The organism is Streptantibioticus ferralitis (genome assembly GCF_029223525.1).
Classification (GTDB): Bacteria; Actinomycetota; Actinomycetes; order Streptomycetales; family Streptomycetaceae; genus Streptantibioticus_A; species Streptantibioticus_A ferralitis.
On record NZ_JARHTQ010000010.1, the window covers coordinates 58022 to 84910 of the forward strand.

25 protein-coding genes and 1 pseudogene are annotated in these 26889 nt (G+C 66.9%); 19 read left to right on the forward strand and 7 right to left on the reverse strand.

Translation table 11 applies throughout. From position 1 onward, the window contains the following. Positions 1-3 precede the first annotated feature (3 nt). Positions 4-873 carry a glucose-1-phosphate thymidylyltransferase RfbA gene (gene rfbA / locus P2L57_RS17430; protein WP_275815420.1) on the reverse strand — a complete coding sequence of 290 codons (870 nt, stop codon included), beginning with the start codon at positions 871-873 and terminating at the stop codon, positions 4-6. Positions 874-1110: 237 nt separating this feature from the next. Here rfbA and rfbB point away from each other — a divergent pair, with 237 nt between their 5' ends. Then, positions 1111-2100 (forward strand): dTDP-glucose 4,6-dehydratase, encoded by a 990-nt coding sequence (gene rfbB / locus P2L57_RS17435; protein WP_275815757.1) that lies wholly within the window; start codon positions 1111-1113, stop codon positions 2098-2100. Continuing rightward, on the forward strand, positions 2097-3029 hold the full coding sequence (gene rfbD / locus P2L57_RS17440) for a dTDP-4-dehydrorhamnose reductase (RefSeq protein ID WP_275815422.1): 933 nt from the start codon (positions 2097-2099) through the stop codon (positions 3027-3029). The genes rfbB and rfbD overlap by 4 nt, the downstream gene beginning before the upstream one ends. A gap of 163 nt (positions 3030-3192) precedes the next feature. Here rfbD and P2L57_RS17445 read toward each other — a convergent pair whose 3' ends face one another. Next, on the reverse strand, positions 3193-3351 hold the full coding sequence (locus P2L57_RS17445) for a hypothetical protein (protein WP_275815424.1): 159 nt from the start codon (positions 3349-3351) through the stop codon (positions 3193-3195). Positions 3352-3488: 137 nt separating this feature from the next. Beyond that, a complete protein-coding gene (locus P2L57_RS17450; RefSeq protein WP_275815426.1) occupies positions 3489-4421 on the reverse strand; it encodes a GlxA family transcriptional regulator in 933 nt (310 codons plus the stop codon). A gap of 71 nt (positions 4422-4492) precedes the next feature. On the opposite strand from P2L57_RS17450, the gene P2L57_RS17455 reads away from it, so the two are divergent. From P2L57_RS17455 to P2L57_RS17530, 16 genes and pseudogenes are all read left to right on the forward strand, one after another. Further along, positions 4493-5179, forward strand: coding sequence for an HD domain-containing protein (locus P2L57_RS17455; RefSeq protein ID WP_275815428.1), 687 nt, complete (start codon positions 4493-4495; stop codon positions 5177-5179). 46 nt (positions 5180-5225) lie between these two features. Continuing rightward, complete coding sequence (locus P2L57_RS17460) at positions 5226-5645, forward strand: RidA family protein (RefSeq protein ID WP_275815430.1); 420 nt, start codon at positions 5226-5228, stop codon at positions 5643-5645. Positions 5646-5711: 66 nt separating this feature from the next. Beyond that, positions 5712-6953 (forward strand): MFS transporter, encoded by a 1242-nt coding sequence (locus P2L57_RS17465; protein ID WP_275815432.1) that lies wholly within the window; start codon positions 5712-5714, stop codon positions 6951-6953. A 28-nt stretch (positions 6954-6981) separates the two neighbouring features. After that, positions 6982-8064: an NADH:flavin oxidoreductase/NADH oxidase gene (locus P2L57_RS17470; protein WP_275815434.1), complete on the forward strand. Its 1083-nt coding sequence runs from the start codon at positions 6982-6984 to the stop codon at positions 8062-8064. Positions 8065-8227: 163 nt separating this feature from the next. Beyond that, on the forward strand, positions 8228-8452 hold the full coding sequence (locus P2L57_RS17475) for a hypothetical protein (RefSeq protein WP_275815436.1): 225 nt from the start codon (positions 8228-8230) through the stop codon (positions 8450-8452). A gap of 616 nt (positions 8453-9068) precedes the next feature. Further along, complete coding sequence (locus P2L57_RS40215; protein ID WP_275815438.1) at positions 9069-9980, forward strand: sugar transferase; 912 nt, start codon at positions 9069-9071, stop codon at positions 9978-9980. A 25-nt stretch (positions 9981-10005) separates the two neighbouring features. After that, complete coding sequence (locus P2L57_RS40220) at positions 10006-11547, forward strand: oligosaccharide flippase family protein (protein ID WP_275815759.1); 1542 nt, start codon at positions 10006-10008, stop codon at positions 11545-11547. After that, positions 11544-12407 carry a class I SAM-dependent methyltransferase gene (locus P2L57_RS17490; protein ID WP_275815440.1) on the forward strand — a complete coding sequence of 288 codons (864 nt, stop codon included), beginning with the start codon at positions 11544-11546 and terminating at the stop codon, positions 12405-12407. Before P2L57_RS40220 ends, P2L57_RS17490 begins: the two co-directional genes overlap by 4 nt. After that, on the forward strand, positions 12404-14434 hold the full coding sequence (locus P2L57_RS17495; RefSeq protein ID WP_275815442.1) for a glycosyltransferase: 2031 nt from the start codon (positions 12404-12406) through the stop codon (positions 14432-14434). Before P2L57_RS17490 ends, P2L57_RS17495 begins: the two co-directional genes overlap by 4 nt. Further along, complete coding sequence (locus P2L57_RS17500) at positions 14431-15726, forward strand: O-antigen ligase family protein (protein WP_275815444.1); 1296 nt, start codon at positions 14431-14433, stop codon at positions 15724-15726. Before P2L57_RS17495 ends, P2L57_RS17500 begins: the two co-directional genes overlap by 4 nt. Further along, complete coding sequence (locus tag P2L57_RS17505; protein WP_275815446.1) at positions 15723-16691, forward strand: glycosyltransferase family 2 protein; 969 nt, start codon at positions 15723-15725, stop codon at positions 16689-16691. The genes P2L57_RS17500 and P2L57_RS17505 overlap by 4 nt, the downstream gene beginning before the upstream one ends. Then, a complete protein-coding gene (locus P2L57_RS17510) occupies positions 16679-17899 on the forward strand; it encodes a glycosyltransferase (RefSeq protein WP_275815448.1) in 1221 nt (406 codons plus the stop codon). The genes P2L57_RS17505 and P2L57_RS17510 overlap by 13 nt, the downstream gene beginning before the upstream one ends. Before the next feature lie 221 nt (positions 17900-18120). After that, complete coding sequence (locus P2L57_RS17515; protein ID WP_275815450.1) at positions 18121-19416, forward strand: tyrosine-protein kinase domain-containing protein; 1296 nt, start codon at positions 18121-18123, stop codon at positions 19414-19416. Next, complete coding sequence (locus P2L57_RS17520) at positions 19409-20020, forward strand: hypothetical protein (RefSeq protein WP_275815452.1); 612 nt, start codon at positions 19409-19411, stop codon at positions 20018-20020. The genes P2L57_RS17515 and P2L57_RS17520 overlap by 8 nt, the downstream gene beginning before the upstream one ends. A 12-nt stretch (positions 20021-20032) precedes the next feature. Further along, the gene (locus tag P2L57_RS17525; protein ID WP_275815455.1) at positions 20033-21826 is read left to right on the forward strand and encodes a DUF4012 domain-containing protein; all 1794 of its coding nucleotides are present in this window, start codon (positions 20033-20035) and stop codon (positions 21824-21826) included. Between the two features lie 83 nt (positions 21827-21909). Beyond that, positions 21910-22014, forward strand: a pseudogene (locus P2L57_RS17530) (IS5/IS1182 family transposase); the annotation flags it as partial. 37 nt (positions 22015-22051) lie between these two features. On the opposite strand, the gene P2L57_RS17535 reads toward P2L57_RS17530, so the two are convergent. After that, positions 22052-22453, reverse strand: coding sequence for a winged helix-turn-helix transcriptional regulator (locus tag P2L57_RS17535; protein ID WP_275815457.1), 402 nt, complete (start codon positions 22451-22453; stop codon positions 22052-22054). Between the two features lie 138 nt (positions 22454-22591). Here P2L57_RS17535 and P2L57_RS17540 point away from each other — a divergent pair, with 138 nt between their 5' ends. Next, the gene (locus P2L57_RS17540) at positions 22592-23503 is read left to right on the forward strand and encodes a zinc-binding dehydrogenase (protein ID WP_275815459.1); all 912 of its coding nucleotides are present in this window, start codon (positions 22592-22594) and stop codon (positions 23501-23503) included. 73 nt (positions 23504-23576) lie between these two features. Here P2L57_RS17540 and P2L57_RS17545 read toward each other — a convergent pair whose 3' ends face one another. From P2L57_RS17545 to P2L57_RS17555, 3 genes are all read right to left on the reverse strand, one after another. Further along, positions 23577-24122 carry a transposase gene (locus tag P2L57_RS17545; RefSeq protein ID WP_275815461.1) on the reverse strand — a complete coding sequence of 182 codons (546 nt, stop codon included), beginning with the start codon at positions 24120-24122 and terminating at the stop codon, positions 23577-23579. Between the two features lie 94 nt (positions 24123-24216). Further along, the gene (locus tag P2L57_RS17550; RefSeq protein WP_275815463.1) at positions 24217-24636 is read right to left on the reverse strand and encodes a hypothetical protein; all 420 of its coding nucleotides are present in this window, start codon (positions 24634-24636) and stop codon (positions 24217-24219) included. A 441-nt stretch (positions 24637-25077) separates the two neighbouring features. Next, a complete protein-coding gene (locus tag P2L57_RS17555; RefSeq protein WP_275815465.1) occupies positions 25078-26463 on the reverse strand; it encodes an alpha/beta hydrolase in 1386 nt (461 codons plus the stop codon). Between the last annotated feature and the right edge of the window lie 426 nt (positions 26464-26889).

Here is a 26889-nt window from a genome sequence, read left to right on the forward strand (position 1 = left end):
TCGTCACCCCTTCCTTGCAAGGAGACCGAGTAGGTAGTGGCCGTAGCCGCTCTTGAGGAGCGGCTTGCTCAGCTCGCGCAGCTCTTCGTCGCCTATGAAGCCTGAGCGCCAGGCGGCTTCCTCCACACAGCCGATCTTGAACCCCTGGCGCTCCTCGATCACCCTGACGTATTCGGATGCCTGTACCAGTGAGGCGAAGGTGCCGGTGTCGAGCCAGGCGGTGCCTCGGTCGAGCACGGTCACCTGAAGCCTGCCTCGGCGCAGGTAGTTCTGGTTGACTGAGGTGATCTCCAACTCGCCGCGTTCACTGGGCTCGACAGCTCGGGAGATCTCCACCACCTGATTGTCATAGAAGTACAACCCGGGGATTCCGTACCGAGATTTTGGCTTGGTCGGCTTCTCTTCGATGGATACCGCTCGACCGTCTGGGGCGAACTCCACCACTCCGTAGGCGGCAGGGTTGGCCACCGGGTAGGCAAAAATGCGACCGCCCTTCGGGTTGCTATGCTGCCGTAGCCGAGTTCCCAATCCGCTACCGTGGAAGATGTTGTCCCCGAGGACAAGAGCCACAGGTTCGTTGCCGATGAAGTCCGCTCCTATGACGAACGCTTGAGCAATGCCGTCGGGGCGCTCCTGTACGGCGTACTGCAATCGTAGGCCGAGCTGCGAACCATCACCGAGAAGCCGCTCAAACTGCCAACGGTCCTGGGGGGTTGTGATGATGAGGATCTCCCGAATGCCCGCCATGATCAGGGTGCTCAGCGGATAATAGATCATGGGCTTGTCGTACACCGGTACGAGCTGCTTCGACACCGCTCTAGTGAGCGGCCAGAGTCTGGTGCCGGTTCCACCCGCAAGAAGAATCCCGCGCATGGGCAGAGTCTAGGGAGCCGGTGAGCGCAACGGTGATGCATTCAAAAGAAAAATACCCCGGACCTGGAGCATACGGTCTCACGGGGTTGCACATCCCGTCAGAGGTGTGAAGCTCAATGCGTTGAATGCCACCGCGCACTGCTTCGCTATCAATCTGATTCCGATCCCTGAGACTTACTCACCCACACGGGGGATGGCAACCTTGAATCGGGCACTGCCCTCCGAATGAATGTAGCCATGCGTATACTTGTCACCGGCGGTGCTGGCTTCATCGGCTCCGAATTCGTCCGATCCCTGCTTGCGAGCCGCGACGCCACGACGCGCGGCCCGCGGGTCACCGTCCTGGATGTACTCACCTATTCTGGCGTGGCCGCGAACCTCGACCCCGTCGCCATGCAACCCGGGTACTCCTTCGTCCACGGTGACATCTGCGATGCCGACCTGGTGGACCAGGTCATGCCCGGCCATGACGCCGTGGTGCACTTCGCTGCCGAGTCACATGTCGACCGCTCCATCGTCGGCGCAGGGCCGTTCGCGGTGACCAATGTCCTGGGGACTCAGGTGTTGCTTGAAGCGGCTCGTAGGCACAGGATCGACCGTTTTGTGCACGTTTCGACGGACGAAGTGTACGGCTCCATCGCGCGTGGTTCATGGGCTGAGGACTCCCCAGTGGACCCCAACTCACCATATGCCGCGTCCAAGGCCGGCTCCGATCTGATGGTGCTGGCCTACCACCGGACCCACGGCATGGACACGGTGGTCACTCGCTGCTCAAACAACTACGGGCCGTACCAGTTCCCGGAGAAGCTTATTCCGCTCTTCACCACCAACCTGCTGGACGGCAGGCGTGTGCCGCTATACGGCGACGGCCGCAACGTCCGCGAGTGGCTCCACGTTTCGGACCACTGCCGGGGTATCGGCCTTGTGCTTCGTAGGGGCCGCGCCGGTCAGGTCTACCACATAGGCGGCGGTGCCGAGTTGACCAACAACGAGTTGACCGGTCTCCTGCTGGAGGCAACCGGCACGAACTGGGAATTGGTAGACCGGGTAGCCGATCGCAAGGGCCACGACCTGCGGTACTCGCTGGACACCACCAGGATCGCCAAGGAACTGGGCTACCGCCCGCAGATCGACTTCCGACAGGGGCTGGCCGCCACCATCGCTTGGTACCGCGCCAACCGGGCGTGGTGGGAACCGCTCAAGGCGAAGGCAGCGATGCTGCCATGACTCCTCACGGCAGCATCGCTTGGCGAACGAGGCAGGTACGGTGGTTGGTCACCGGCGCGGCTGGGATGCTCGGCCGGGACCTCGTTGCGGTGCTCGACGCGGACCCGACCGCCGAGGTGACTGCGCTACGCAGAGTGGAACTGGATGTCACCGATGCCGCAGCAGTGCGCGCTGCCGTCGGTGGACACGACATCGTGGTCAACGCCGCGGCGTGGACCGACGTCGACGGTGCGGAAAGCGCCGAAGCCGCTGCCACAGCGGTTAATGGCACCGGGGTTCGCCACCTCGCTGAGGCGTGTGCACTGGCGCATGCTCGGCTCCTGCATGTCTCAACGGACTACGTGTTCTCCGGTGACGCGGACGCTCCGTACCAGGAGGGCGCGCCGACCTCGCCGCTGAACGCCTACGGTCGCAGCAAACTGGTCGGAGAACGCGCCATCGCCGAACTGCTTCCGCATGCCGGCTACACGGTCCGAACCGCCTGGCTGTACGGGGAGCACGGCGGCGGCTTCGTCGGAACCGTGCTGCGGTTGGCACATCGACGGCAGACCCTGGAAGTGGTCGACGACCAGCAGGGCCAACCCACCTGGTCCTTCGTGCTTGCCGATCGGCTCGTCGAGCTGGGGCGCAAGGCGCTGGTCGGCTTGGCCCCAGCCGGGGTCTATCACGGCACTGCCTCTGGCCGGACCACGTGGCTCGGACTTGCCCGGGCCGTCTTCGAACTCTCTGGCCTTGATCCCGCGAGAGTTCACCCGACCACATCCGCGGCGTTCGCGCGGCCTGCCGCACGCCCAGTCTTCAGCGTGCTCAGCCACGACCGATGGGCAGTTGCAGGCCTCTGTCCACTCCCGCATTGGCGGACCTCACTCGCGGTGGCCCTCCGACGTCCAGCCTTCGCTTCCCATGCGTTGGGGGACCCATCTGGCTGAATGAGCGTCGGATGCCGAGTCCCAGCCCTGGTTGTTGAAGAGAGTGTCCGCCGACCAGCGCCCGGGCCACAACACGCCCCAGCCTAGGGGCATCGTGATCATTGTGGTGTCCGAAGCCCGATGATCACGAGGTGGCCCGTGCCTGCTGCCTCCACCGGTCGGGTCACGCCCGCTGCGGCACCAACTCCTCGATCACCGGGACCGGGTCATTGAGGGCCGGGCTCCGCAAGTGGTCGCCACGCAGCCGGGCGGCGTTCTCCGCGAAGCACGCCCGCGAGATCGCCCGCCTGATCGACGTCACGAACATCAGCGGATTTCTCATAGCGCCTCCACCGCCAAGGAAGTCGCTGCTGCGCAAGAGGAAACCGCCAACGACATGGGCTGGTAGCCGGGACTGGTGGCAGTGGGCCGGGGATGCTCGGCGGAGCCTGTGGCGAACGTGCGTCTGTCGTGCCGGCGTCAGCTCCCGAAGGTGCGCCGGTAGGCGGTGGGGGTGGTGTCCAGTACGCGCCGGAAGTGCAGTCGCAGGTTGGCGGCTGTGCCTAGTCCACAGTCACGTGCCACGCGGTCCACTGGGTGATCGGTGGTCTCCAGTAGTTCTCGTGCCCGGCCAAGACGGGCGTCGAGCAACCACTGCAATGGGGTCGTGCCGGTCTCCTCGGTGAACCGGCGCATGAGGGTGCGCGGTGAGAGGCCCGCGTGCCGGGCGAGTTGGCGTAGTGTGACCTGCTCGCCGAGGTGTTGCAGAGCCCATTCGCGAGTGTCGGACAGCGACGCGTCGCCGGCTACCGCGACGGGGGCGGGCACGTACTGGGCTTGTCCGCCTTCGCGGTGCGGGGCGGCGACCAGGCCGCGGGCGATCCGGTTGGCCACTACCGCGCCGAGGTCGCGGCGCACGATGTGCAGACACAGGTCGATGCCGCAGCACACCCCGGCCGAGGTGAGGACGTCGCCCTCGTCGACGTAGAGCACGTCGCGATCCACTGACACAGCGGGGAAATCGCGTTCGAACTCATCGACGTACTGCCAGTGGGTGGTGGCGCGCAGGCCGTCCAGCACACCTGCCGCGGCCAGCGCGAACGCTCCCGTGCAGATCGACACCATCCGCTTACCCTGCTCGTGCGCCTCGGCCAGTGCGGCAAGCATGGCTTCCGGCTGCCGACGGGGTGGCTCGGACCCCGGCACGATCACGGTGTCGGCGGCGCGCACCTGTTCCAGGCCTCCGTCGGTGACCACCGCGAAGCCCCCGGTGGTGTGCACCTTCGCGTCGAAGGTGCACACGGTCATCTCGTACGGGGTCTCCGGCCGAGCCGAGAAGATCTGCGCTGGGATCGCCAGATCGAGGGGCATGACCCCGTCCAGGGCCAGGATCGCGATCCGATGAGTCGTCATGGCAATATCCTATCGAAGTTAGGAAATTTTGCCTATCGCGAGGTCAAAGCGGTTGCCAGCAAACTGAGGACATGACCGGACCTACCCATGAGGCGACCACTGAGGGGTCGGCCGACCTGATCACGCTGCCCAGTACACCGCTGGCCGAGGCCGTGGTGGAGCTGATCCGCCCGGTGGAGACGCCGTCGGTGTTCAACCACAGCGTCCGCAGTTACCTGTTCGCCCGGCTGGTGGCCGGCCGCCTCGGCCTGTCCGCGGGCAGCGACTACAACGACGACCTGCTGTTCTGCGCGTGCGCGATGCACGACCTCGGTGTCGCGACGGACGGCCCGCACAGTCAGCGATTCGAGGTCGAAGGCGCCGATCGCGCCGCCGAATTCCTCGTCGAACGCGGGGTGCCCACATCGGAGGCCGATCAGGTGTGGCAGGCGATCGCTTTGCACACCTCGCCGGGCATCGCGGAGCGCCGCGGCACGCTGTGCGTGCTCGTCCGCGAAGGCGTCGCTCTCGACTTCGGCGGCCCGCTGGGCACCGATCACCTCGAAGCCGTCACCGACGAGCAGGCCGACGCGGTGCATGCCGCCTACCCGAGACTGGAGATGATCCGTTCGCTCACCGACGCGATCGTCGCGCAAGCCGCGAAGAACCCGAAGAACGCACCCCGCTACGCGATTCCCGGTGAATTCCTCAGAGAACGTGAGACCTTCGGCCGGACCCGGCTGGAGCACGCCTGTCGTTCGTCCCGCTGGGGCAGCTGACGTCACGGATCCCACAACCAGTCAACAGAGAGAGGGAAGCACTGCCATGACCATCCACACCGTCGAGATCCCCGAGGACTCCGAAGTCTTCGGAAAATCCGTCAGCGCTTTCGCGAACTTCGGCTACTCCGCCGCCGTTCGCTCGCACGGGCATCTGTTCATCGCCGGCACGATCGGCCGCCGAGCCGACGGCACCATCCCCGACGACATCGAGGAACAAACCGAGCTCGCTATCGGGCGCATCGCGGAGATCCTCCGGCTGGAAGGCCTCGATCTGTCCGCGCTCGTCGATGTGACCAGCTACCACGTCGACATCCACCAGCACCTGCCCGGCTTTTCCAAGGCCAAGGCGCGCCTGATCAACCCTCCCTTCCCGGCCTGGTCACTGATCGGCGTCAGCGGACTGGCCACCCCCGGGCTGCTCGTCGAAATCCGCGCCACCGCCGCCTACCCCGACGCATCCTGACCGACCACCGCTCCTGGGCCCGGAACCCGAGTCCAGGAGCGGGTCATCACCTACTGGGAATTCCTCATGAAGACTGTCCGGCGTCCGGGCCTTCGCGGCCTCCTGTTGCCGGCCTCGATCATCGTCTCGTTCCTGGCCTCCTCCAGCGCACCGACGCCGCTCTACGCCATATACGCGGGCCAATGGCACTTCTCGCCGATAACAACCACCACCGTCTTCGGCACGTACGCCATCGCCGTCCTGACCGCACTGCTTGTGCTCGGCAGGGCATCCGACCATCTCGGTCGCAAACCGGTGCTTCTGGGCGCGCTGGCGTTGCAGACCGTCGCCATGGTCGTGTTCAGCGAAGCCGACGACATCGGAGCCCTGTTCGCCGGGCGGATCCTGCAGGGGGTCGCGACCGGCAGCGCGTTGGGCACGCTCGGCGCGGCGATGCTGGACGTCGACCGCGAACGCGGCACACGCGCCAACGCCGTCGCCCCCGGACTGGGGTCCGGGATCGGCGCCTTGTTCTCCGGGCTGATCGTCCAGTATCTGCCGGCACCCACCCGGCTCGTCTACGTCGCGTTCATCGGGGTCTTCGTCGTGCAGGCCCTCGGCGTGGCGCTGCTGCCGCAAACCACCGGCCGCAGGCCCGGACTGCGTGCCGCTCTCGTACCCGAACTCATGGTGCCCCGGCACCTGCGCCGTACTCTCCTCGGGGTGGCACCGGTGCTGTTCGCCGTGTGGTCACTCGGTGGTTTCTACGGCTCACTCGCCCCGGCCCTGGCCCGGCAGCTGTCAGGCTCGGGCTCCGTGGTGATCGGTGGTCTCGGACTGTTCGTGCTCACCGTGGTTTCGTCCGTCACTACCGTCGCGTTCGCGCGCACGCCCGCCAGGACTGTGATGTTCCTGGGAATCGCGCTACTCGTACTCGGCTCGCTCGGGACCTTGGTGGCTGTCGAAGCGTCTTCGGTCACCGGATTTTTCGCCAGCACTTTCGTCTCCGGGATCGGTTTCGGTGCGGGATTCCAGGGCGGGATGCGCACCGTCGTGCCACTGGTCGCGGAACACGAGCGCGCAGGCGTTCTTTCCTCGATCTACGTGATCTGCTACCTGGGCATGGGCCTGCCCGCCATCGTCGCCGGGATCCTCGTCGTCTACGGCGGTGGCCTGCCGGCCGCGACCCGGGACTACTCATTGTTCGTAGTCGCGTTCGCGGTCGCGACACTGATCACTCTCCTGCGCACCAGCAGTACGAGACGCCCCGCAGACCTGACGTGCGCCGCTCACCAGGACGTCCGCTGTGCACCTTGCACGAACCCCTGACCGCCACACAAGGATGATGAGATCCGCCTTGACAAGCATTTTCGAGCCGATCACCCTTCGTGGAACGTCCGCGCGCAACCGCGTCTGGCTTGCTCCCATGTGCCAGTATTCCGTCGACGCCGAGGACGGCGTGCCCACCGCCTGGCATCTCGTGCACCTGGGTGCCCGGGCCACGGGCGGATTCGGGCTCGTGATGACCGAGGCCACCGCGGTCACGCCGGAAGGACGTATCACACTCCAGGACACGGGGATGTGGAACGAAGACCAAGCGGCCGCGTGGGACGGCATCACCGGTTTCCTCAAATCGCAGGGAGCCGTCCCGGCTGTCCAGCTGGCACACGCGGGACGCAAGGCCGCGACCACTCAACCTTGGCGAGGCGGGGTTTCGGTGCGTCCGGACGAGGGCGGGTGGACGCCACTCGCGCCGTCCCCGTTGCCGTACCAGGAACTGACCACCCCGATCGCCATGACCACCGCCGACATCAACGCAACGGTCCGTGCCTTCGCTGATGCCGCTTCTCGTGCGGTGGCAGCGGGTTTCGACGTCGTTGAAGTGCATTCGGCACACGGGTACCTGCTCCATGAGTTCCTCTCCCCGTTGTCCAACAAGCGGACGGACTCCTACGGCGACTCGTTCCGGAACCGGGTGCGGTTCCTCATCGAGGTCGTCGACGCGGTCCGGGCGGCCATCCCCGACAGCAAGCCGTTGCTCGTCAGGCTGTCCGCGACCGACTGGGTCGACGGGGGGTGGACGCTCAAGGAAACGGTCGACCTGTCGGCCTTGCTGGCCGACCGTGGAGTGGACCTCGTCGACCTGAGTTCCGCGGGCAACGATCCCCGGCAGCGGATTCCCGTGGGCCCTGGCTATCAGGTGCCGTTCGCACGCGCCGTACGGGCCAAGACAGGAGTGCGCACTGCGGCGGTCGGCTTGATCACTGAACCTCGGCAGGCCCAGGAGATCCTGGACGAGGGCGCCGCCCACGCAGTCTTCCTCGGGCGGGCGGCACTGCGTGAGCCTGCCTGGCCTGTGCGCGCGGCCCACGAACTGGGAGTAGCGGTGCAGGACGCACCCTATCCCGTGCAGTACCTGCGGGGCGCGTACCGGTCGTGAGTCAGGACTTCCCACAGCGGCGCCAGGTCGACGAGCTGCACTTCAAGGTCGGCGAGTTCCCTCCCCCGAGCCGCTGGTCAGGCCATCTCCGCCCGGTCCAGCCCTTTTCACCGGCAGTGTCAGGGCGTAGGTGAGGGAGCCAGCGCACAGGGCGAAGGCGATCATGCCGGGCAGGTCGATGCGCGCCCCGGTGGGCTGCCGCCCTGCGGCCGGAGCCTTCGTCGACACGCTCCGCGCGCGGATGGGCCTGCTCGCCCGCCGCGCTCCCTGCCTGGCCCGAGGGCCGTCCTCTGCCCTCGCCAGCCGCCTTGACGTCCTGTGGGCTCTCATACGCGACCAGCGAACCTTCACCACCGAGCCGCCCCGACGTGATCTCGCTCCGGCGTAGCACGGTCATCATCAGCTACCAAGTCGCTTGGCAAACCTGATGGGGAATCACTGTGGTGCAGCGACGCCGAGCGCGTTGCATTGCGTGATTCTCACCGCTGCTGTCACGGGCGAAATTCTTCCCCGCGTCTTCAGTATCATTCGCGACCGGGAACCATGGATTATATGAAAAGCGTTTTACGCCACGGGTGTACCGACCATCCTACATTCACCTCTTGGTCTGCCCTTCTCCGGGGGTTCCTATCCAGATAGATTGATTTTGCCCACCGCTCTGCAGCGTCGTTTCACCGTCGGCAAGCGTGATGGGAGAGAACAGCGTCGTGACCAAGCTGATTCGAGAGTGCTCACGGTACCGGACCGCGAGGGTCAGTGCCCCGCAAGCGAAGCGTGGAATGCATGATGCGACAGCTTTCCAGTCTCATCGCGATCACTACCACGTCGCCGGGCAGCCCGTGGCAGCGGCCCCGTGTCAACAGCCCATAGCGCGAGGCATGGGACATGGGGGCATGGAGGTCGAATCCCGACGACGGAGGCCTTCCAAGGGTGCCAGCGGGTCAAGGAGCACCCGCGGGGATGCCGTTCCCGGGGATAGCCGGAGAACCACCGACGCAAATCCTGTGTCCGGGAACAGATCGTCGTGCGCTGTCGTCCTCGAAGGCGGTATATGGCGGGAGGCCGACGACGACTGCCTCGACGATGAACTGACCGTCGTCGCGCGTCTTCCGGTTCCAGTGGACCTTGCCCAGCTGGATGCAGTGCTGACGGCTCACCGGCCTAGGCTGCTACTGGTCAAGTCGTCCCTGGAATATCTGGACACCAGGCTGTTGAACCTGTCCTTGGTCCACCGGGCCGAGGTGTATGTGCTGGCGCGGCCCGCTTACGGGTTGCTCGGTTCGGTGCGACTGCGCCGGCTCGGTGGGCTTCCTTGGTTGCGGCTGCGTGTGCCAACACATGACCGCGTCGGAGCTCGGGCGATGCGGGTCACCGAACTCCTGCTGATCGTGTTGAGCACACCGTTCGTGCTTCCTCTGATGCTGCTCATCTGCCTGGTCCTGTGTTGGGACGGCCATCCCTTCTACTTCCAGAACCGGGTAGGCGAAGGCGGTCGCATCATTCGCCTGGTCAAGTTCCGCACGATGCGCCCCGACGCGGAGCGAGATAGCGGCCCAGTTCTGGCCGAGGCGAACGACCCGCGGGTGACGCCAGTTGGGCATCTGCTCCGTCGGACCCGGCTGGATGAGTTACCGCAACTGTGGAACGTCCTTCGCGGCGATATGAGCCTGGTTGGGCCGCGCCCGGAACGGCCCGAGTTTGTCCGGGAGTTCCGCCGTCTTCCCTACTACGACCTGCGTCATCTCATTCGGCCGGGATTAACGGGCATCGCGCAGCTGACCGATGGCTACCGGTCGACCGTGCAGAAAAAGATCCGCTGCGACCTGCTGTATGTGAACTGCCGTTCGCTGCACCTGGATTTTCACCTTTTGATGCTGACGCTCCGCGATCTGGTGCGGGGATTTCCTCGTGGCTAGATCGACGGAAGGAACCGTTGCCCGGGTGGCCCGTAATGGCATCAGCCTGTGCACGGCGCGGATCGTCACCGGTGCGGCCAGCATGCTGGCACTGCCTGTGCTGTACGAGCGTCTTGGGGCGCGCCAGTTCGGTGTGTGGGCGGTGCTCACCGGAGCCATGGCCATTGTCGCGCTCATGGACATGGGACTCGGTTCGTCACAGGTCCGCGAGGTGGCGAGGTCCCTCGGTGGGGGGTCGGGGCGCCGAGCCCGTGCCGTGTTAGGGCTTGGCGTGGTGTGGGCCGTTGGATTCGGGGTGCTGCTGGTTGCCGCGACAGTCGTGTGCTGGCCCTGGCTGACCCGCGGGTTCCACCTGGGAGAGCTGGCCGCTCGGGCTCGGAGCGCCGCGTTGTTCCTGCAGGCGGGCTTCGTCCTGGACAACCTCGCCATGCCGTGGCAAGCGGTCTTGGAAGGCAATCAGCAGTACGCCGCGGTCGCCCGGGTCAGTGGCGGTGCGTCGGTGTGCGGTGCGGGCTTAGCGGTGATCGTGGTCGCCCGTGGCGGCGGGCTGGTGGCACTGGGCGCCTCTTCGGCAGCCATCAGTGCGGCGCGAGCGCTGTTGCTGGCGCTTGCCGCCCGCCGCTGTGCTCCTGCGCTCACTCCCAGCCTGCTGAGCATCAAGCGTGAGGACGTGTCAGCTGTCATGGGATACGGAACGCGGGTCCAGGTATCCAACGCGGCGGCCGCGATCAACAGCGAGACGGACCGGCTGGTGCTCGCGGGGTTCACCTCTCCCGTCACGGTATCCGGCTTTGATCTGGGAAGTCGCCTAGTGAATGTGGTGCGCCTACCTGCGGAGGCGGTGCTGACCACCTTGTTCCCGGCGGCGGTCACGACCGCCTGCGGTGACTCCAAGGACCGGTTGGATGGGCTCTACCTGCAGATGACCCGATACCTGTCCGTCTATGCCGCAGCGACTACAGCGGCGCTGGTGGCGTCGGCCGATCCGCTCGTGCGATTGTGGCTCGGCCACCGCGTGCCGCTGGCCGCCACCACCATCGCCGTTCTGACGCTTGGCTGTGCGGTCAACCTCACCAGTGGTGCGGCGGCGATCGTGACCCGATCGGAGGGTCGGCCAGGCAGGGAGACGCGGTATGCGCTGGTCGCCGCCTGCCTGAACGTCCTCCTTACGATTCCCCTGCTGAGGCTCTGCGGTCCGGCGGGGGTGCCGCTATCCACCACGCTGGCAGCGTCTGCCGCCACCGGCTACTTCTTCGTGCACTTCCATCGCAGTTCCCGGCGGCCGATCGCGCCACTGGGGCGGATCGTAATGCCCCCGGCGGCTGCCAGCCTCATCGCCGGTGCACTCACCTGGATGACCGCCAAGCACCTTCCAGACGGCTCCGGGCGGGTCGATGCCGCGATCGCCGTGGCGAGCCGCAGCGGCATGGCCGTGGTGATCGTGATCGGGACATTGGCGGCACTGGGATTCTTCGACCGCACCGACTGGGCACGGCTACGGACCCTGGTGTGCGGGTTGGTGCCCATTCGCAGCACGGCCGGCCAACCGGATCGGAGGAACCGGTGAACAGGCAAGCGCCAGGAGAGGCATGCCTGGTCTGTGGCGAGGCGCCGCACGCCCGGTCGGTGTTGGGTGGCTGGCTGCGCCGGTGCCGCGACTGCGGCTTCACCTGGACAGCGGATGCCGCAAACAGCCAGGAGACTTCCACGCATCTGTACACCGCCGAATACTTCGAGTCCGGCGGCTACCGCGACTATTTCCGCCACACCGCGCAGTGGCGTTACGAGGCCCGTCGCAGACTGCGCTGGCTCCTCGCGGCCACCACGCCGGCGACGCTGGTGGAGGCGGGCGCGGCGGGCGGATTCTTCCTTGAGGCCGCTCGCGAGGCGGGCATCGTGGTAAGAGGGGTCGAGACTTCCGAAACCTGCGCGCGCTTCGCCAAGGACCATCTCGGACTGACGGTTTGGCACGGCACGTTCGAGACCGCGCCGCTGGACGACCATGTGGAGGCGGTCTGCGCCTTCCACGTGCTTGAACATGTCGACGACCCACGCGAGTTCCTGGTCACGGCCAGGGCGGCGTTGGCCCCCGGCGGGTGGCTGGCCATCGAAGTGCCGAACATCGCATCGGCCGCCGCCCAACGGCAGGGGCGCTCCTGGTCATGTCTGCAACCGGAGTACCACCGCTGGCACTTCGACCCGCGGACGCTGCAGGCGCTGCTTACCAGGTGCGGCTTCCATGTCCAGACCAGCGAGACGGTGCTGCCTCGCCACTACATGAGGCCCCGTCATTGGTTCCACCCCGCTGCCACTTCCGCGCTGGTCGCCGACTGGGCCGCATACGGATCGTTCTGTACCACTCATCCACACCTTGGCGACTACCTGCGTGTTCTGGCCCGACGCCCCGTGCAAAGGCGGTGGTCATGATGCGCGTCGAGGTATCCGTACTGGTGGTCAGCTGGAACACCCGTACCGAGACACAGCACTGCCTGGACTCACTGCGTGCCACGACCGATGTCGTGCGGTACGAGGTGATCGTCGTCGACAACGGGTCGTTGGACGGCTCCGCCGAGATGCTGGCCGCTCGCGACGATGTGCTGCTCATCCGCAACGCCGAGAACCGCGGGTTCGCGGCCGCGGTCAACCAGGCGAACGCACGCGCACGCGGTGAGCTGGTCTTGCTACTCAACAGTGACGTGCGGATGCGGCCGGGGGCGCTTGCGGTACTCGTCCGGTTTCTGCGCGACCGGCCGGAGGCCGCCGGCGTCGCCCCGCTGTACCTCAATCCCGATGGGACGATCCAGCAGCACTACATGCGGCTGCCGACCTTCACCAGTGCGCTGGCACTCGCAACTGGCCTGCGGAAAATGCCTGGCTTTCGCCGAGCGATGCGCAGGTACCTCATGGCGGAGGAGGACTTCACCGCGCCCCGCCAGGTGGAGCAGCCCTCAGCGAGTTGTCTGCTGCTGCGACGCGGCGTTCTCAACGCGCACCAAGTCCTCGACGAACGGCTGCCGATCTACTTCAACGACGTCCTGATGGCCCGCGAACTGGCCCTACGCGGCCACCATCTGTGGATGACGCCCGATGCCGCGGTAACGCACACTCTGGGGGCGTCCACCCGCCTGCTGGGTCCGGCCGCCAGGTCCCGTCATCACCTCGGCGGACTGGTCCGCTACCTCCAGCTCACCCAGCCGAGGTGGCGCGTGGCGGTGTTCCGGGGGGTCTCCTTCTGTGATCGTGTGGCACGGCGGCTGTTGCGTGTACGCGGCCACCTCGCCCTGCGGGAGCTGGGTGCAGCGCTGCGTGGCGATGTCGGTCCGCTCCCCGACGGTGATCAGCGTGACTGGGTCATCATGTTCAGTGGCGTGAATTGGTCCGTCGGTTGCCAGCGCCAGCACGCGCTCGCCCGTGAACTCGCCTCGGATCGACGGGTGTTGTTCGTCGATCCGCCACGACGACGTCCCCGTTGGCGGTTCATGGCGCGGCCCGTCGCGCCTTCCGTGTGGCAGGCCACCTCGCCGAGCGTGCTGCCGTTCGGTCGCCAGCTGCCGCTTGCCAACCGTGTCAACCGCCGGGTAGCCAGCGGAATCATCCGCCGCTGGTTGGACCAGCGCCCTGCGGACCGGGTGCTGTGGATCGACGAGGATCTCGCGGTCCGGGCGGTCGGCAGGCTCGGTGAAAGCGCTGTGGTGTACGACGTGGCCGATCTCGACTGGACGTTCACCCGGCCCTGGAACCGGCGGCACCTACAGCGCGCCGCCCGGGCCGCCTTGCGGGTGGCCGACCTGGTAGTCGCCTCCTCCCCCGCGCTACCCGAGCGGCTGCCCGGCACTCGGCGCTCGCCCGTGGTCGTGGCGAACGGCTGCGATCCGGCCCTGTTCACCGTCCAAGGCTCGGTCGCCGACTGGGTGGCTCGGCTGCCTGCTCCGCGGCTCGGATATGTGGGCGCGGTGGACACCCGAGCACTCGACGGAGAACTGCTCGCGGCGGTGGCACGGCGCCGTCCGGAGTGGACGTTCGTGGTGGTGGGAGCATCCACCCGGGCTGCTCGCACCGCCCTTGCCGGGTTCCCCAACATCTATCTGCACGATCAAATCCGCCTTGAGGAGGTCCCGTCGGTCCTCCGCGGCTGTGACGTGTGCCTGCTGCCCTACCGCGTGGGTGAACTGATCGACTACGTCCAGCCGAAGAAGCTGTACGAGTACCTGGCCCTGGGCAAACCCGTGGTCGCCACACCTCTCCCGGCCCTGACCGGTTTGGAAGCCGGCCTGATCCACCTCGCCGCCGACGCTGAGACGTTCACCACCGCTATCGACCAAGCCCTCCACGATGAGCCGTGCCCTTCCCGCCTATTGGCGCGCAGGGCTGTGGCGGTGGCCAACAGTTGGCCGGTACGTGGTGAGACCCTGCGCAAGCTGCTCGCGGACTTGGCGGAAGACGGGCTGCGATGAAGCCGTATCTCAGTGTGCCGCTCGCCGGTATTGCCGTGGTCGGCCTCGGCGCCGTTGCCGCCGCCGCCGCAGAACTGCTGCCCGGTCTTCTCGGTATCCTCGCGGTCGGTGCGCAACTATGCCTAGTGGTCTTCGTGTTGTGGCCGCATGTTGTCCTCCCTGTCGGCATTGTGGGCGGTACAGTCGCTTCCGGCGCGCTCGCCGACGGCCATGTCAGCCTCATCGTCGCGGTGCACGCGGGCATCCTGGCCACCGGCTGTCTGGCGTTGCTGTTCCGGCGCGCCGTGGTGCGCGAGGATGACCGTTCGGCGCGTACCGCAGCCGATGGGCTCATGCTGGCCGTGGCCGCGTTCGTGCTGATCGGTGCCGTGTACGGGCTCGCGCGTGGCAACCCTTCCGACCGGGTGGCGGTGGCCGCCTATGAGTTCGCCGTCATTCCCTCTTACTTCTTTCTGGCCACCCGCACCCTCGGTGATTCGCGGGCGCTGTCCAAGGCGGCGATGTGCTATCTCGCCGGGGCGACGGGGTTGGCTGCGGCGGAGCTGACGGTACCGGGCCGGCACGGTGGGCTGCTGTCCGCACTGGCCTTGCCGCCACTGCTGGTGGCTGTTGGCCGGGCCCGAGGGTGGCAGCGGGCCGGGCTGGTCGTGGTGGCCGCGGTGGCCGGTGCGGATGTAGTGCTCGCCGCCTACCGGGCGATCTGGCTGGCGGCGGGGCTCGCTCTGCTGATCATGCTCATTCGGTGCACCGGGCAGGTTCGGCGCACCGTCGTAACGACCGCGGCCTGCGGCGCCGTCCTCCTGCCGCTGGCCGTCGCCGCCGTTCCGGCGTTGCAGGTGCGGGCGTCACTGGTTGGAAAGGAATTCGGGCAGTCTTCCGGATATCGGCTGCCCGAAGCAGCGATCGGCCTGCATGTCTTCGGCACCCACCCGATCCTCGGCGCCGGGATCGGACAGGTCACACCCGGCGTGTATCTCCCGAACTTCGCCGTCACCACGGTCGGACCGGTCTACCACGTCTTCTACGTGATGATTCTGGCGAACGCCGGACTGGTCGGCCTGTTGCTGATCCTGCGGCCACTGCTACGGGCGGTGAGGATCGGCTTGGCCGCATGCGACGACCAAGCCGTGGCGTTCGTCGCGCTCACCTGTGGTTTCGTGGCCGCCGCAGTGTTCGCCGGACCTGCGGACGGTCATTGGGAGCTTGGTCTGCTTCCCGCCCTCGCCCTCCTGGCCGGCCGTGGTGCTGCATCGTCGGCTGGTCCTCGCACCAGTCAAGGGAAGTCGCCATGAACGGGCCGGAGGCCACCGCCATCGTCGTCACCTACAACTCCAGTGCCCACATCATCGCGTGCCTGACAGCACTCCGGCAGGCGGACGCAGCGGTGCAAGTCGTCGACAACGCCTCGTGCGACAACACCGCTGACCTGGTAGCCGCTCACTTCCCCGAGGTGGCGCTCAGGATCAACACGGCGAATGTCGGCTTCGCGGCCGCCGTCAACCAGGCCCTGGCGGGAGTTCGAACGGATGTCGTGATCCTGGTGAACCCCGACTGCGTGCTGCCTGCGGCCACCGCTCACGCCCTCCTCTGCACGGTACGCGCCCAACCGCACGTCGGCGTTGCAGGGCCGCGCATCGTGGGCCCGGACGGCCGGACCGCGATCAGCGCGCATCCCTTCGAGACCTGGTTCAGTGTGCTGGCGAGCCGCTTCGGGGGCAGCCTGCTGCCAACCAAACTGCGTTGGCTGCTGTGCGGCGGGCAGCGGCGACGTGTCTACGACGCCTGCCTGGAGCCCGGCCACCCGACCGCCGTCGACTGGGTCTCCGGTGCCTGCCTCGCTGCCCGGACCTCCCTGCTACGACAGCTCGGTGGCCTCGACGAGGGCTACTTCATGTTCTACGAGGACGAGGAGCTGTGTCTGCAGGCGTGGCGCCAGGGAGCACACGTAGTCTACGTACCGGCGGTCACAGCCACTCATGTCGGCGGAGCCAGCACCAGCGACGACCCCAGCCGCGTATGGCCGCACCTGTACAGCAGCATGCTGCGCTTCTTCGCTCGCCACCGCCGCCGCAGCTATCCCCTGGTGCGGGCAATCGTACTGCTGCGCGCCGTCATCGGGATCGGCTGCGCGTTCGCCCGCCTGCCCGCACACCGCACCACCGCGCTCGCCCGTGTCCGAGCGTGGTCACGCGTGCTGCGTCTCGCGGCCACCGCTCGCATTCCCCTACCCGAAGGACAGCAGTCATGCGCATCCTGATCACCGCGGTCGGTAAGCGGACCGAACACTGGATGAGCCTGTTCACCGCGCTCACCGACCAGCCAGCCATCGAGGTCACCGCGTTCGCCGCAGACGTGTCGCGCATTACCGCCCAGGCGTTCACAGACATGGCGAAACGCCAGGAGCGCTTCCGGTACCAGCTCGTCCCGCACCTGCTCGGCGAGGATCACAGCGGCCACATGGCGTCCGTCATGTTCCGTCCAGGCAGCGCGAAGCGCGTGCGCGCCGAGCGACCCGACGTCGTGCACATCATCGGTGAAGCCGCCTACGTGTCCACCCAGCAGGCGATCCGGATGTGCAACCGCTACTGGCCGGGCGTCCCCATCACCCTGTACGCCGCCCAGAACGTCGTCATGCGCTTCCCGTTCCCGTTTCCCGTGCTGGAGCGGCGTTCCTACCGGGCGATCGGCCACGCGTTCCCGATCACCCCGTCCGCGCTGCACGTGTTGCGGGCCAAGGGGTACCGCGGCCCGGCCACCATCGTGCCCCTCGGCGTTGACACCGATCGCTTCCGCCCGAGCACGGAGCCGAAAGCGCATCCCTTCACCGTGGGATTCGTCGGCCGACTCGAACCCCACAAAGGCATCGCCGATCTACTGCGTGCCACGGAACTTCTGGACTGCAATCTACTGCTCGTCGGTGACGGAAGCCTGCGCGACATGGTGGAAAAGGCCGAGGCGAACCGTCCTGGCCAAGTTCAGCTCAAGCGATGGGTCGACCACACGCAGCTTCCCTGGTTGCTGAGCCGCATGCACGCGGTCGCACTCCCGTCGATGGAGATCGTTCAGCGCAATGTCGTCCCGTGGATCGGCATCCCGCTGCGGGAACAGTTCGGCCGAGTCCTGGTCGAGGCCATGGCCTGCGGCGTCCCCGTCGTCGGCAGTGACACCGGCGACATCCCACACGTCATCGGACCGAGCGGGCTCGTCTTCCCCACTGGCGACGTCGGCGCGCTGGCCGACTGCCTCAGGCAGATCCGCGACGATCCCGCTCTTGCCCATCGCCTCACGGTCAGCGGCCGCTCCCGCGCCTGCGAGGAATTCAGTTGGCGTGGCATCGCCGACACACTCATCGGCGTCTGGCAGCACCTCACCGCCACCGACCCTGGCCTCCCCTCCTCTTCCTCGCCTCACGCCCGCACCACGCCGTCCGCCATGGACGCAAGCGTCGAAGGGGGCTCAGAGTGAAACTGCTCAGCCCCTCCATGACGCTGCGCGAGCTCGGCTTCCGCGCGGGAGTTCCGCTGCTGGCCCTGTGTGCAGGGGTGGGCGGTGCGAGTGTGGTGACCGCTTTGACTCCACCCACCTACCAAGCCACCGCGTCCGTCCTCGTCACCAGCGACAACGTCGGGTCGCAGAACCACGACCAGAATCCCGAACCCAACCTCGCACAGAGCCTGATCCCCACCGTGGTCCGCCTGGCCGAATCAGACACCGTCGCCCGCGCCACCGCACTCGAGGCCCACCTGACGACCAACCTCGTCGCCGGCCACGTCACCGCGAACGCACAGCCGGACGTCCAGATCGTCACCCTGAAAGCCACAGCCGACACCGCCTCCAGGGCAGCCACCATCGCGAACGCGATGGCCCACGTGCTCAACGCACAGCTCGGACACCGGCAACTGGGCGCCAACGCGTACTTGCGCGCACAACAGCTGGACCAAGCGACACCGACGCAACAGCCCGTGGAGCCAAAGCCTTTACTGAACGCGGCACTTGGCGGGACACTCGGCCTGTTCGCCGGCCTCGGCCTGGTCTCCCTGCGCCGCAGCCGCGATGACCGGTTGTACTCAGCAGCCGACATCGAGTCCGAACTCGGAACCCTCGTCCTCGCGGGGATTCCGAGGATCTCCCCATGGCTGTCACGCCGTGGCGTTCACGAAGCCCACCGCCGCACCGACGTCGGCAACTCCATCCGCACCGCAGTGGCCACACTCGCCGCGGTTTCACCCGACTCATCATGTCAACGCCTGCTGGTGACCAGCGTCCGCAACGACGACGGCAAGGCAACCCTGACCGCTCTGCTCGCTCTCGGACTCATCGAACAACACGAACACGTCACTCTCGTCGAGGGACAACTGCACCATCCCGCACTCACTCACCACTTCCCAGAGCCTCACGAACACACCTTGCAGGAATGGCTGGACGCGGCCATCGTTCCCTCCCCTTCCGCCCTGCTCAGCAAGCCGCAGCTGACTGTCATCCCTGGCGAACGGACCGACCCACAGCACAGCGCCGCACTGTTTCGCGGCGACGCGTTCCCACGCGTCCTGGACCATCTCGCCAAACACAACGACGTGGTCCTCATGCACGCACCACCTGTACTCGGCAGCGCGGACTTCGCCGCCCTGGCCCGCCATGCCGACGCGGTCGTGCTGGTCGTCCGAGCCGGCGCAACGCGTGGTCGCGAAGCACGACGCGCCCTGCGGGTGCTCCGGTTGATCGGGGCCCATATCGCAGGCGTTGTCATCACCGAAGCCGCCGGAGGAGAGCAGTGGGCGCGCAGGCGCCCATCGCCGGATCTCAGGTCGCCCGACATGGCAAGTGGTCGCCCGGCCACCAACACACCACGCCTGCCGACGAGTCCGCCACACCCTGCCCTCGAGGCAGTCGAATCCATGAACAACCACTCCGATTCGACCATCTCCTCTGGCGAAGGCGAAACCCCCTCCCGCAAGAACCGGAAAGGACCCAGCCATGAATGACCAACAGGTCTTACACAGCGACGCAGCGCACAACACAACCCATCGGGACACGACGACCGACACCAAGCGGTCAACGCGGCGTCGCTGGCTGTCCGTCACGGCCGCAACCGGGGCCGCCCTAGGCGCCGTCCTGTCCACTCCTGCACTCGCCGAGTCAGCCGACCCTCAGCCCACGGTCCTGGCCGCCGCCTATCCGCCTCCCACATGCGTCGCACAGGTCAGTGCGACCACCGTACCGGCCGGCGGGCAACTCACCGTCTCGGGAAACTGCTTCAGGCCAGGTTCCCCAGTCACGGTCAGGCTGGACACCACGGTCCTGGCCAGGGTCACCGCCAACGCCAGCGGAGTCGCCACCACAACCGTGACCATCCCGATCAGCACCAGCATCGGATCACACACGATCAGTCTGAGCGGCGTGCGTCCTACTGGGATCCCGCTGGAGGAATCCGCCCATATCCAGGTCGTGGCCGGCCCCACTGCCGCCCAACACACCCACTATCAAAACACCGGATCACTCATGCCGGTGGGCGGATCGGCCGCCGCTGCCGTCCTGGTAGGTGGCGGTAGCGTGATCCTTCGACGCCGACGCAGCCACCGGCACTGAGGAAGCCAACGGATGACGGATGAGCGAAAGAGCCAGCCTGATCTCCCCAACCGGCAGCGCAGGCGCTGGCTGCTGGCCGGGCTGGTCATCAACGGCCTGATCGGCCTTGCCTGCGTCGGCTGGCTCATCACGACCGGACGCGCGGCCCAAACCGACCTGACCGCGGCGCGCACTGCAGCCAGCCAACTGCGCGCCGACCTGAGCACAGGCAACATCCAGGAGGCCACCAAGGAACTCGTCCTCATCCAGCGCCGGGCGGCATCCGCCCGGCGCTCCACATCAGGTTTCATCTGGAACATGGCGGCGCGGATACCATTCGCCGGTCGACCGGTGCGTACCGCGCAGGGCGTGGCCGCCGCCGCCGACACCCTCGCCCGTACTGTCCTGCCCCTGCTCACCGACGCCGCCCAGGCTCTGCACCCAAACACGCCGCTCGCCTCCAGCGACACGGTGAACATCGCCGCCGTGCACGCTGCGGCTGGCCCCCTCGCCGACGCCGCATCGCATCTCGCCACCGTAAGTTCCCAGTTGGACACCCTCCCAACGCACACGGGCATCGCTCGCCTCGATCGAGCCCGAGTTGCACTGACACAACAAACCACCCAACTGGAACGCACCACGAGCACGTCGGCGACCGCCGCCCGCTTGCTGCCACCCATGTTGGGAGCCGACGGCCCCCGCCGCTACTTCCTCGCTCTGCAAACCAACGCCGAGGCACGCGGCACCGGCGGCCTCGTCGGAGCCTTCTCCATGCTCGTCGCCGACCACGGGCACATCGGGCTCCAGCAGTTCACCGCTGACGATGCCATTCCGGAGGCAGCCAAACCAGTCATCAGTCTCGGACCCGACTTCGACCACCGCTACGGGGAGGCCCAAAGCACACAGCTCCTGGCAGACTCGAACCTGTCACCCCACTACCCATACGCCGCACGCATCTGGACCCGCCTGTGGCAGGACCGAACGGGCCAGCAACTCGACGGCGCCATCGCCACCGATCCCGTCGGGCTCGCCGACCTGCTCGCCGCCACCGGGCCGATCTCCCTGCCTGCTGGGCCCCTGCTCACGGCCTCCAACGCCGTCGCCTACACCGAACGCGACCTCTACACCCAGTACCCGGACGCCGCCACCCGCAAGCAAGCTCTCACACAGGTCGCGGATTCTGTGGCCAACGCATTGGCCCACCAACATCTGAACCCCCTCGCAATACTCAAAGCGTTGTCCACCTCGGCGAGCAACGGTCATCTACGCGTCTGGAGTAGTCACCCAGAGGAAGAACAGCACCTGGCCGACACCATTCTCGGCGGCGTTCTTCCCGATACCTCCCGGCCCTTCGCAGAACTCGTCATCAACAACGCAGCGGCCAGCAAGCTCGACTACTATCTGGTCCGGCGGCTGGAATATCAGTTGGGCACCTGTAAGAATGGCAGCCGCCCCAGCACCGTTCGTATCCAACTGACCAATACCGCACCGCGCAGCGGGCTACCGGACTACGTCGTCAACCGCAGCGATGACCCGGGGCACCCGCACATCCGCGGCTCCAACTTCTCCTGGGTATCCTTCTATGCCACTCGTGGCGCGCAACTGGTCGGCGCGTCTCTCGACAGCCAGCCCCAACTGATGTCGGTAGACGAGGAAAGGGACCACACTGTTCTCTCCACCACCATGGAGATCCTGCCGGGCCGGACACGTGTTCTCGATCTCCATCTCTTGGAACCGGCCTCTGACGCAGCGCCTCTCATGCCCACGCAACCCCTGGCCCGGGGCCAAACAACCACGCTCTCCACACAATCGTGCCGGGCAGGCTGAATGCCCAATATGACACCACCCACGAAGTCGAGAATATGGCTAGCGCCTTTCAACTCGTGTTTCGCTGGAAGCATCGGCGGATCAGTGCGGCTGTCGACTTCTATCTCCACCTCGCCACCTTCCGCATGCTGATCCGACGCGCAACCAGTCGCTATCGCTGGGACACACGCCCCACCACCCACCGTCTCAATCGGGGCTCTGGGACAGTGCAGGTGACCAGCCAGATCAGTGGTGATCGGTGTCGAACTCCTGTTGTGCGGCCCGGACGTGGTCAATGTGCTCCTCGGCCCAGTCCTTGACCGCAGTCACCACCGGCATGAGGCTCGCGCCGAGCGGGGTCAGGGCGTAGTCGACACGCACCGGCACACTGGCGGTCACGGTGCGGGAGACCAGACCCGAGCGCTCCAGCGACCGCAGAGTCTGGGTCAGCATCTTCTGACTTACGCCCGCGATCAGCCGCCGCAGTTCGCTGTAGCGCTGAGGCCGCTCGGCCAGCGCCGCGAGGATCAGCGTCACCCATTTGTCGCTGATCACGTCGAGTAGTTGGCGGGTCGGGCACGTCGCCAGGAATGCGTTATAGACCGTCTTGCTCTCGACGCGACGCTCCGCCGCCGTGCGAGTAGGCATGAGACCTCCTGCCCAGCGACTCCGCCCTACGTTCCGGCGGGTGGCCTAGGCACTTCCAGGTGCCTTCTTTCTCTTGGAGGGTAACCCACTTAGCGTTTTGAACGGAACAGCGGATCGAACGAACAGGAAACCCAACTGATGCTGTCGGTCGTCAATGCCCCCGGCGACGCGAGCCGGATCGCCATCACCCAGACCGAGGCTCCGTCGGCGGCGCCGAACCAGGTCCTCGTCGACGTGCGCGCCTTCTCCGTCAACCGCGGTGAACTCTCCCTGCTCAAGGCACGCCCCGCCGGGTGGCGTCCCGGGCAGGACGTCGCCGGCACCGTCGTCGTCGCGGCGTCCGACGGCACCGGGCCCGCAGTGGGAACCAGGGTCGTCGCCAGAGTCGAGGAAGGGGGATGGGCCGAACAAGTCGCCGTCGACGTCGACGAACTCGCGGTCCTGGCCGAAACCGTCACGTTCACCGACGCCGCGACCCTGCCCATCGCCGGGGTGACCGCAATACGGACCCTGAGGCTCGGCGGTGATCTCCTGGGCCGACGCGTGCTCATCGCCGCCGCGAGCGGCGCCGTGGGACGTTTCCAGACCGAACTCGCTGCCGCCCACGGCGCTGCCGTCACCGCGATCGCTCGAAAGGAGCATGAGGCCGCGCTCCGTGCCCTGGGGGCGGTCGAGGTGGTGCCCGAGATATCGGCCGCGGACGGCCTCTACTCCCTGATCAGCGAATCCGTGGGCGGATCCGCGCTGAACGCCGCAGTCTCGAAGGTAGAGCCCGGCGGCACCATCGTCTTGCTGGGCACCACCAGCGGCGAGCCCGGCACAGTCTCGATCTACGACTTCATCGGACACGAAGGCGCCCGCCTGCAGTCCTTTCTCTCATACGCCAGCGGCCCCTTCGGCACGGATCTCGAGCGTCTCGTCGCCCTGCTCCGGGATGGCCGGCTCCATCCCTCGATCGGCTACATCGACGACTGGAACGCCCTGCCTGACGCCCTCACCGCGTTCACCGGGCGCACGTTCACGGGCAAGGCGGTTCTGACCATCCCGTGACTACTGCGATCTCGAAGTAGGTGGCAGCAGTCTGCCGGCGCCAGCCGGAAGACTGGTGGGTGAGCGGAAGTGTTCAGGTTGAGGCGGCGTTGGGTGCGAGGGCGACCTGATGTCCGAGGGCTTCGAGCCGGCGAACGAGGTCGCGGGTGCGGCGGACGGGGACGGTCAGGCGCTGGTGCCAGTCCGCTCCGAGGTCTTGGTAGGTAGCGTCGGGGTCGTTGATGAGGTACCAGATGATGACCAGGATCGAGCGGGCGACAGCGACCAGGGCCTTGTTGTGGCCGCCGCGTTTGACCAGGCGTCGGTAGCGGGCGCCGAGGAAGGTGTCGGTCCTGGCGGCGGCCATCGCAGCCTCGCCGAGCGCGCCTCGCATCCATGGGTTGCCACCGTTGTTGGGGCCGCTGGTGTTCTTACCGCCAGACTGCAGGGGGCGCGGGCACAGCTTGGCCCAGGAGACCAAGTGAGCCGCGGTGGGGAAGATGCTCATGTCCCCACCGATCTCGGCCACGATCACCTGGGCGCTGGTCGGGCCGATCCCGGGGATCGCGTCCAAGCGCTCGGCCAGCGCGGGCAGCCCGCCCGGCAAGCGAGCAGCGGAACCCTCCACAAGTACCGACATACAGCCTGACCAGCGTGGATGTACTTTCCGGCACCCACACCGTTGGTCGGTCGCGGCCGAGGGCCTCGCCCTGGGTCGTCGCCGTACCGAGAGATCAGGACTGCCAGAGCTGCGTGATGCGGATGATCAGGCCTGCCGAGTTGTAGTCGACGTGGTAGAAGTTCGGGCCGCAGCTGAAGGGCGGGGCGACCGGGTAGTGCTGCTTGCACTTGTCCAGCACCACCCGCAGCTCGTCGACGGTGGCGGGGACCATCCGAGACCGGCTGGCGTCTGTGGAGTCGATCAGGGTCACGGCGGCCTGCGGGGAGACGTAATACGGCCCGATCGTCCCCTTCGTGTTGTCGAAATACGGCTGGTCGCCGTCCGGGTTATGGCAGACCAGGTCGTTCTGGGTTGCGCCCAGGCGGTCGTCGGTGGGCTCGATGCCGGCGATGGTCAGGACGTCTCGCGGTTGGTACGGGAGCGGGACCGCAGAGCAGAAGTCCAGCGCCGAGCGCACCTTGGTGTCGGCCACCGCCGATGCCGACGCCGATGGCGAGTAGGAGGAGGATGGCGATGCCGACGTCGAGGGAGGCGCCGTGGCGCTCCGTGTGGCCGACGCCGACGCGGTTGGCACCGGGCTGCCAGCGCTCGACTTCGGCGCAGCGTGATCCGGACCGCACCCGATGAGGCATACGGCAAGCAGAGCGACCGCGGCCGTCCGCCAACTCCTGTTCCAACCCCGCATGACGCCCCCCTGCTTTTCAAGTTGTCCCGATCACGGTAGCAGCACTGCGGGCCTTTCGATGGGGCGTGGTCACGCGGCGAATCCTGCGGCCGCCGTCATGGCACGCAAGGTTGGCTCGTAGAAGTCAAACCATGGCGGGCATCGTGCCATGTCCGCAGGTTCCAGCGATTCCGTCGTGTACCCCAGCCTGCCGGCCGTGTGCGCGCCGCGCACATGCGGCCGGTCGGTTCAGCGGACGAAGGCGACCTCCGGGTAGTGGTGGGAGGGGCCGTCGAGCAGGGGGCTGTGCTGGTGGCGTAGTTGCTTGTCGAAGAAGGCTGCGAGGTAGACGCGTTGGATCTCGATGGCGCGGTCGGGGGCGAGCGTGCCGAGTGTTTGGACGAGTGAGGCGGGAGTTTGCTTGAAGGGGCCGGGCGCTTCGTGGAAGAAAGCCTCCCAGTCCAGGAAGGAGAGGTGCTCGGCGCCGCGCAGCTGCAGGTCGTACCGCTCGCCGTGCAGGTGCTTCCAGAAGGTCGCCCAGCTTCCATCGTCGTTGCGGTTGTGGTGCTGGGAACTGAGCAGCAGGAAGGGGCGGTTGAGGTCCCGGGTGATCTCCGGTCCGAAGAATTGTCCGTCCAGGTCCGCACCGGCGCGGATCCTGGAGTCCGCCTGCATGGCCGCTGGCACCGTTCCCCCGCCGAGGGACGCGCCGAACATCCCGATCCGGTCCATGTCTATCGCGTGGGACAGCCCTTGGGGGAGACGCGCGTGGTCCACGTCCGGGTTGTGACCGTGGGCGATAGCGGCCAGCTGGTCGATGACGAAGCGGGTGTCGGCGACCCGGACCGCGAACACGTGGGTCGCGGGGGTGCCTGGCGGCATGGTACTCGTCTCCACCCGCCCGCCTGGGAACTGCACTTCGCTGTCCTCGTGGGTGTCGTCGATGGTGACGACCAGGTAGCCGCGGCTGGCCAGGTCTTCGACGAGCGCGGTGCTCGTCGCGCGGTCCGAGCCCCGCCCGGGCGAGTACAGCACTACCGGCAACTTGCCGGCCTTGGGATCAACCGGGGCGCCGGTGTGCCCGGCGGTGGTGGGCAGGGTCACCGTGTTCGGCGGCACCTGCATGGCGGCCAGGAGGTGCGCGGCGGCGGCAGGCTGGATCCAGGGCGCGGCAGGATAACGGGCGGTGTGCGTGGCCGGATACCACATCGAAACCATCAGCTCGCGCGGTCGGCTGCCCGGCAGCCACGGATCCGCGCGGTGCGGATCGACCAGGTGGAGGTCGACGGTTCCGACCTGGTAGTACCCGGTCGGGGCGGGGAGCGTCAGCTCACCCGGGGTGTTCGGCTTGGCCGGGTCGTTCGCTTTGACCTGGGTGTTCGCTTGGGGGTGGGCGTTCGGCTTGGCCTGGGCATTCGCCTTGCCTTGGGCGTTCGCTTGGGGGTGGGCGTTCGCCTTGGCTGGGCCGTTCGCCTCGGCTTGGGCGTGCGCCTTGGCCGGGTCGTTCACCTCGGCCAAGGGCACCGTCTTGGCCGTGGGTGCCGCAGCGTTCTTCCCGGCAGCGGTGGCTGATCCGATCCCGGCGGTCAGGACGACGGCCAGTGCTCCCGTGGTGCCGGCGACGCGGGCCCGCATCCGACTGCGGGGTTTTCTCCGTGCATGTTTCATGAGCAGCCCTCGCTGATGCTGTTTCGCCCCGTGATCAGTATTCGGCGGTACCCGGTGGCGACCGCGGCTGCCGTGGCTGTCGCTAAGGCTCTCCGCAGTGTGAAGACTCGGGGGAAGCGCATACCTCAACTCTTTCGTGCGGGGGGATATGCAGGGCATGCCATGGGCGCCTTAGCAGGTGAATGCCATGCGGGGTGGCGCCGTGCACGTCTATGCCCTGAGGTAGGGAATTAATACAGCACTCGCAGCCCCTACCGCAATGACGCTCTGTCAACAGCCTTGGTTTACTGAGCAGTAGGGTTGGGGGAGAGACTACGCCGCCCTATTGATTACCCACGCTGGGTAATCAATAGGGCGACTTAACAGCCGATTTGGTATTGGTTACTGGTGGTA

Excerpts from the sequence above, each read along its gene's own strand:
- rfbA (WP_275815420.1), bottom strand. The coding sequence starts at position 873 with ATGCGCGGGATTCTTCTTGCGGGTGGAACCGGCACCAGACTCTGGCCG.
- rfbB (WP_275815757.1), top strand. The coding sequence starts at position 1,111 with ATGCGTATACTTGTCACCGGCGGTGCTGGCTTCATCGGCTCCGAATTC.
- rfbD (WP_275815422.1), top strand. The coding sequence starts at position 2,097 with ATGACTCCTCACGGCAGCATCGCTTGGCGAACGAGGCAGGTACGGTGG.
- P2L57_RS17445 (WP_275815424.1), bottom strand. The coding sequence starts at position 3,351 with ATGAGAAATCCGCTGATGTTCGTGACGTCGATCAGGCGGGCGATCTCG.
- P2L57_RS17450 (WP_275815426.1), bottom strand. The coding sequence starts at position 4,421 with ATGACGACTCATCGGATCGCGATCCTGGCCCTGGACGGGGTCATGCCC.
- P2L57_RS17455 (WP_275815428.1), top strand. The coding sequence starts at position 4,493 with ATGACCGGACCTACCCATGAGGCGACCACTGAGGGGTCGGCCGACCTG.
- P2L57_RS17460 (WP_275815430.1), top strand. The coding sequence starts at position 5,226 with ATGACCATCCACACCGTCGAGATCCCCGAGGACTCCGAAGTCTTCGGA.
- P2L57_RS17465 (WP_275815432.1), top strand. The coding sequence starts at position 5,712 with ATGAAGACTGTCCGGCGTCCGGGCCTTCGCGGCCTCCTGTTGCCGGCC.
- P2L57_RS17475 (WP_275815436.1), top strand. The coding sequence starts at position 8,228 with ATGCCGGGCAGGTCGATGCGCGCCCCGGTGGGCTGCCGCCCTGCGGCC.
- P2L57_RS17495 (WP_275815442.1), top strand. The coding sequence starts at position 12,404 with ATGATGCGCGTCGAGGTATCCGTACTGGTGGTCAGCTGGAACACCCGT.
- P2L57_RS17500 (WP_275815444.1), top strand. The coding sequence starts at position 14,431 with ATGAAGCCGTATCTCAGTGTGCCGCTCGCCGGTATTGCCGTGGTCGGC.
- P2L57_RS17505 (WP_275815446.1), top strand. The coding sequence starts at position 15,723 with ATGAACGGGCCGGAGGCCACCGCCATCGTCGTCACCTACAACTCCAGT.
- P2L57_RS17510 (WP_275815448.1), top strand. The coding sequence starts at position 16,679 with ATGCGCATCCTGATCACCGCGGTCGGTAAGCGGACCGAACACTGGATG.
- P2L57_RS17520 (WP_275815452.1), top strand. The coding sequence starts at position 19,409 with ATGAATGACCAACAGGTCTTACACAGCGACGCAGCGCACAACACAACC.
- P2L57_RS17525 (WP_275815455.1), top strand. The coding sequence starts at position 20,033 with ATGACGGATGAGCGAAAGAGCCAGCCTGATCTCCCCAACCGGCAGCGC.
- P2L57_RS17535 (WP_275815457.1), bottom strand. The coding sequence starts at position 22,453 with ATGCCTACTCGCACGGCGGCGGAGCGTCGCGTCGAGAGCAAGACGGTC.
- P2L57_RS17540 (WP_275815459.1), top strand. The coding sequence starts at position 22,592 with ATGCTGTCGGTCGTCAATGCCCCCGGCGACGCGAGCCGGATCGCCATC.
- P2L57_RS17545 (WP_275815461.1), bottom strand. The coding sequence starts at position 24,122 with ATGTCGGTACTTGTGGAGGGTTCCGCTGCTCGCTTGCCGGGCGGGCTG.
- P2L57_RS17555 (WP_275815465.1), bottom strand. The coding sequence starts at position 26,463 with ATGCGGGCCCGCGTCGCCGGCACCACGGGAGCACTGGCCGTCGTCCTG.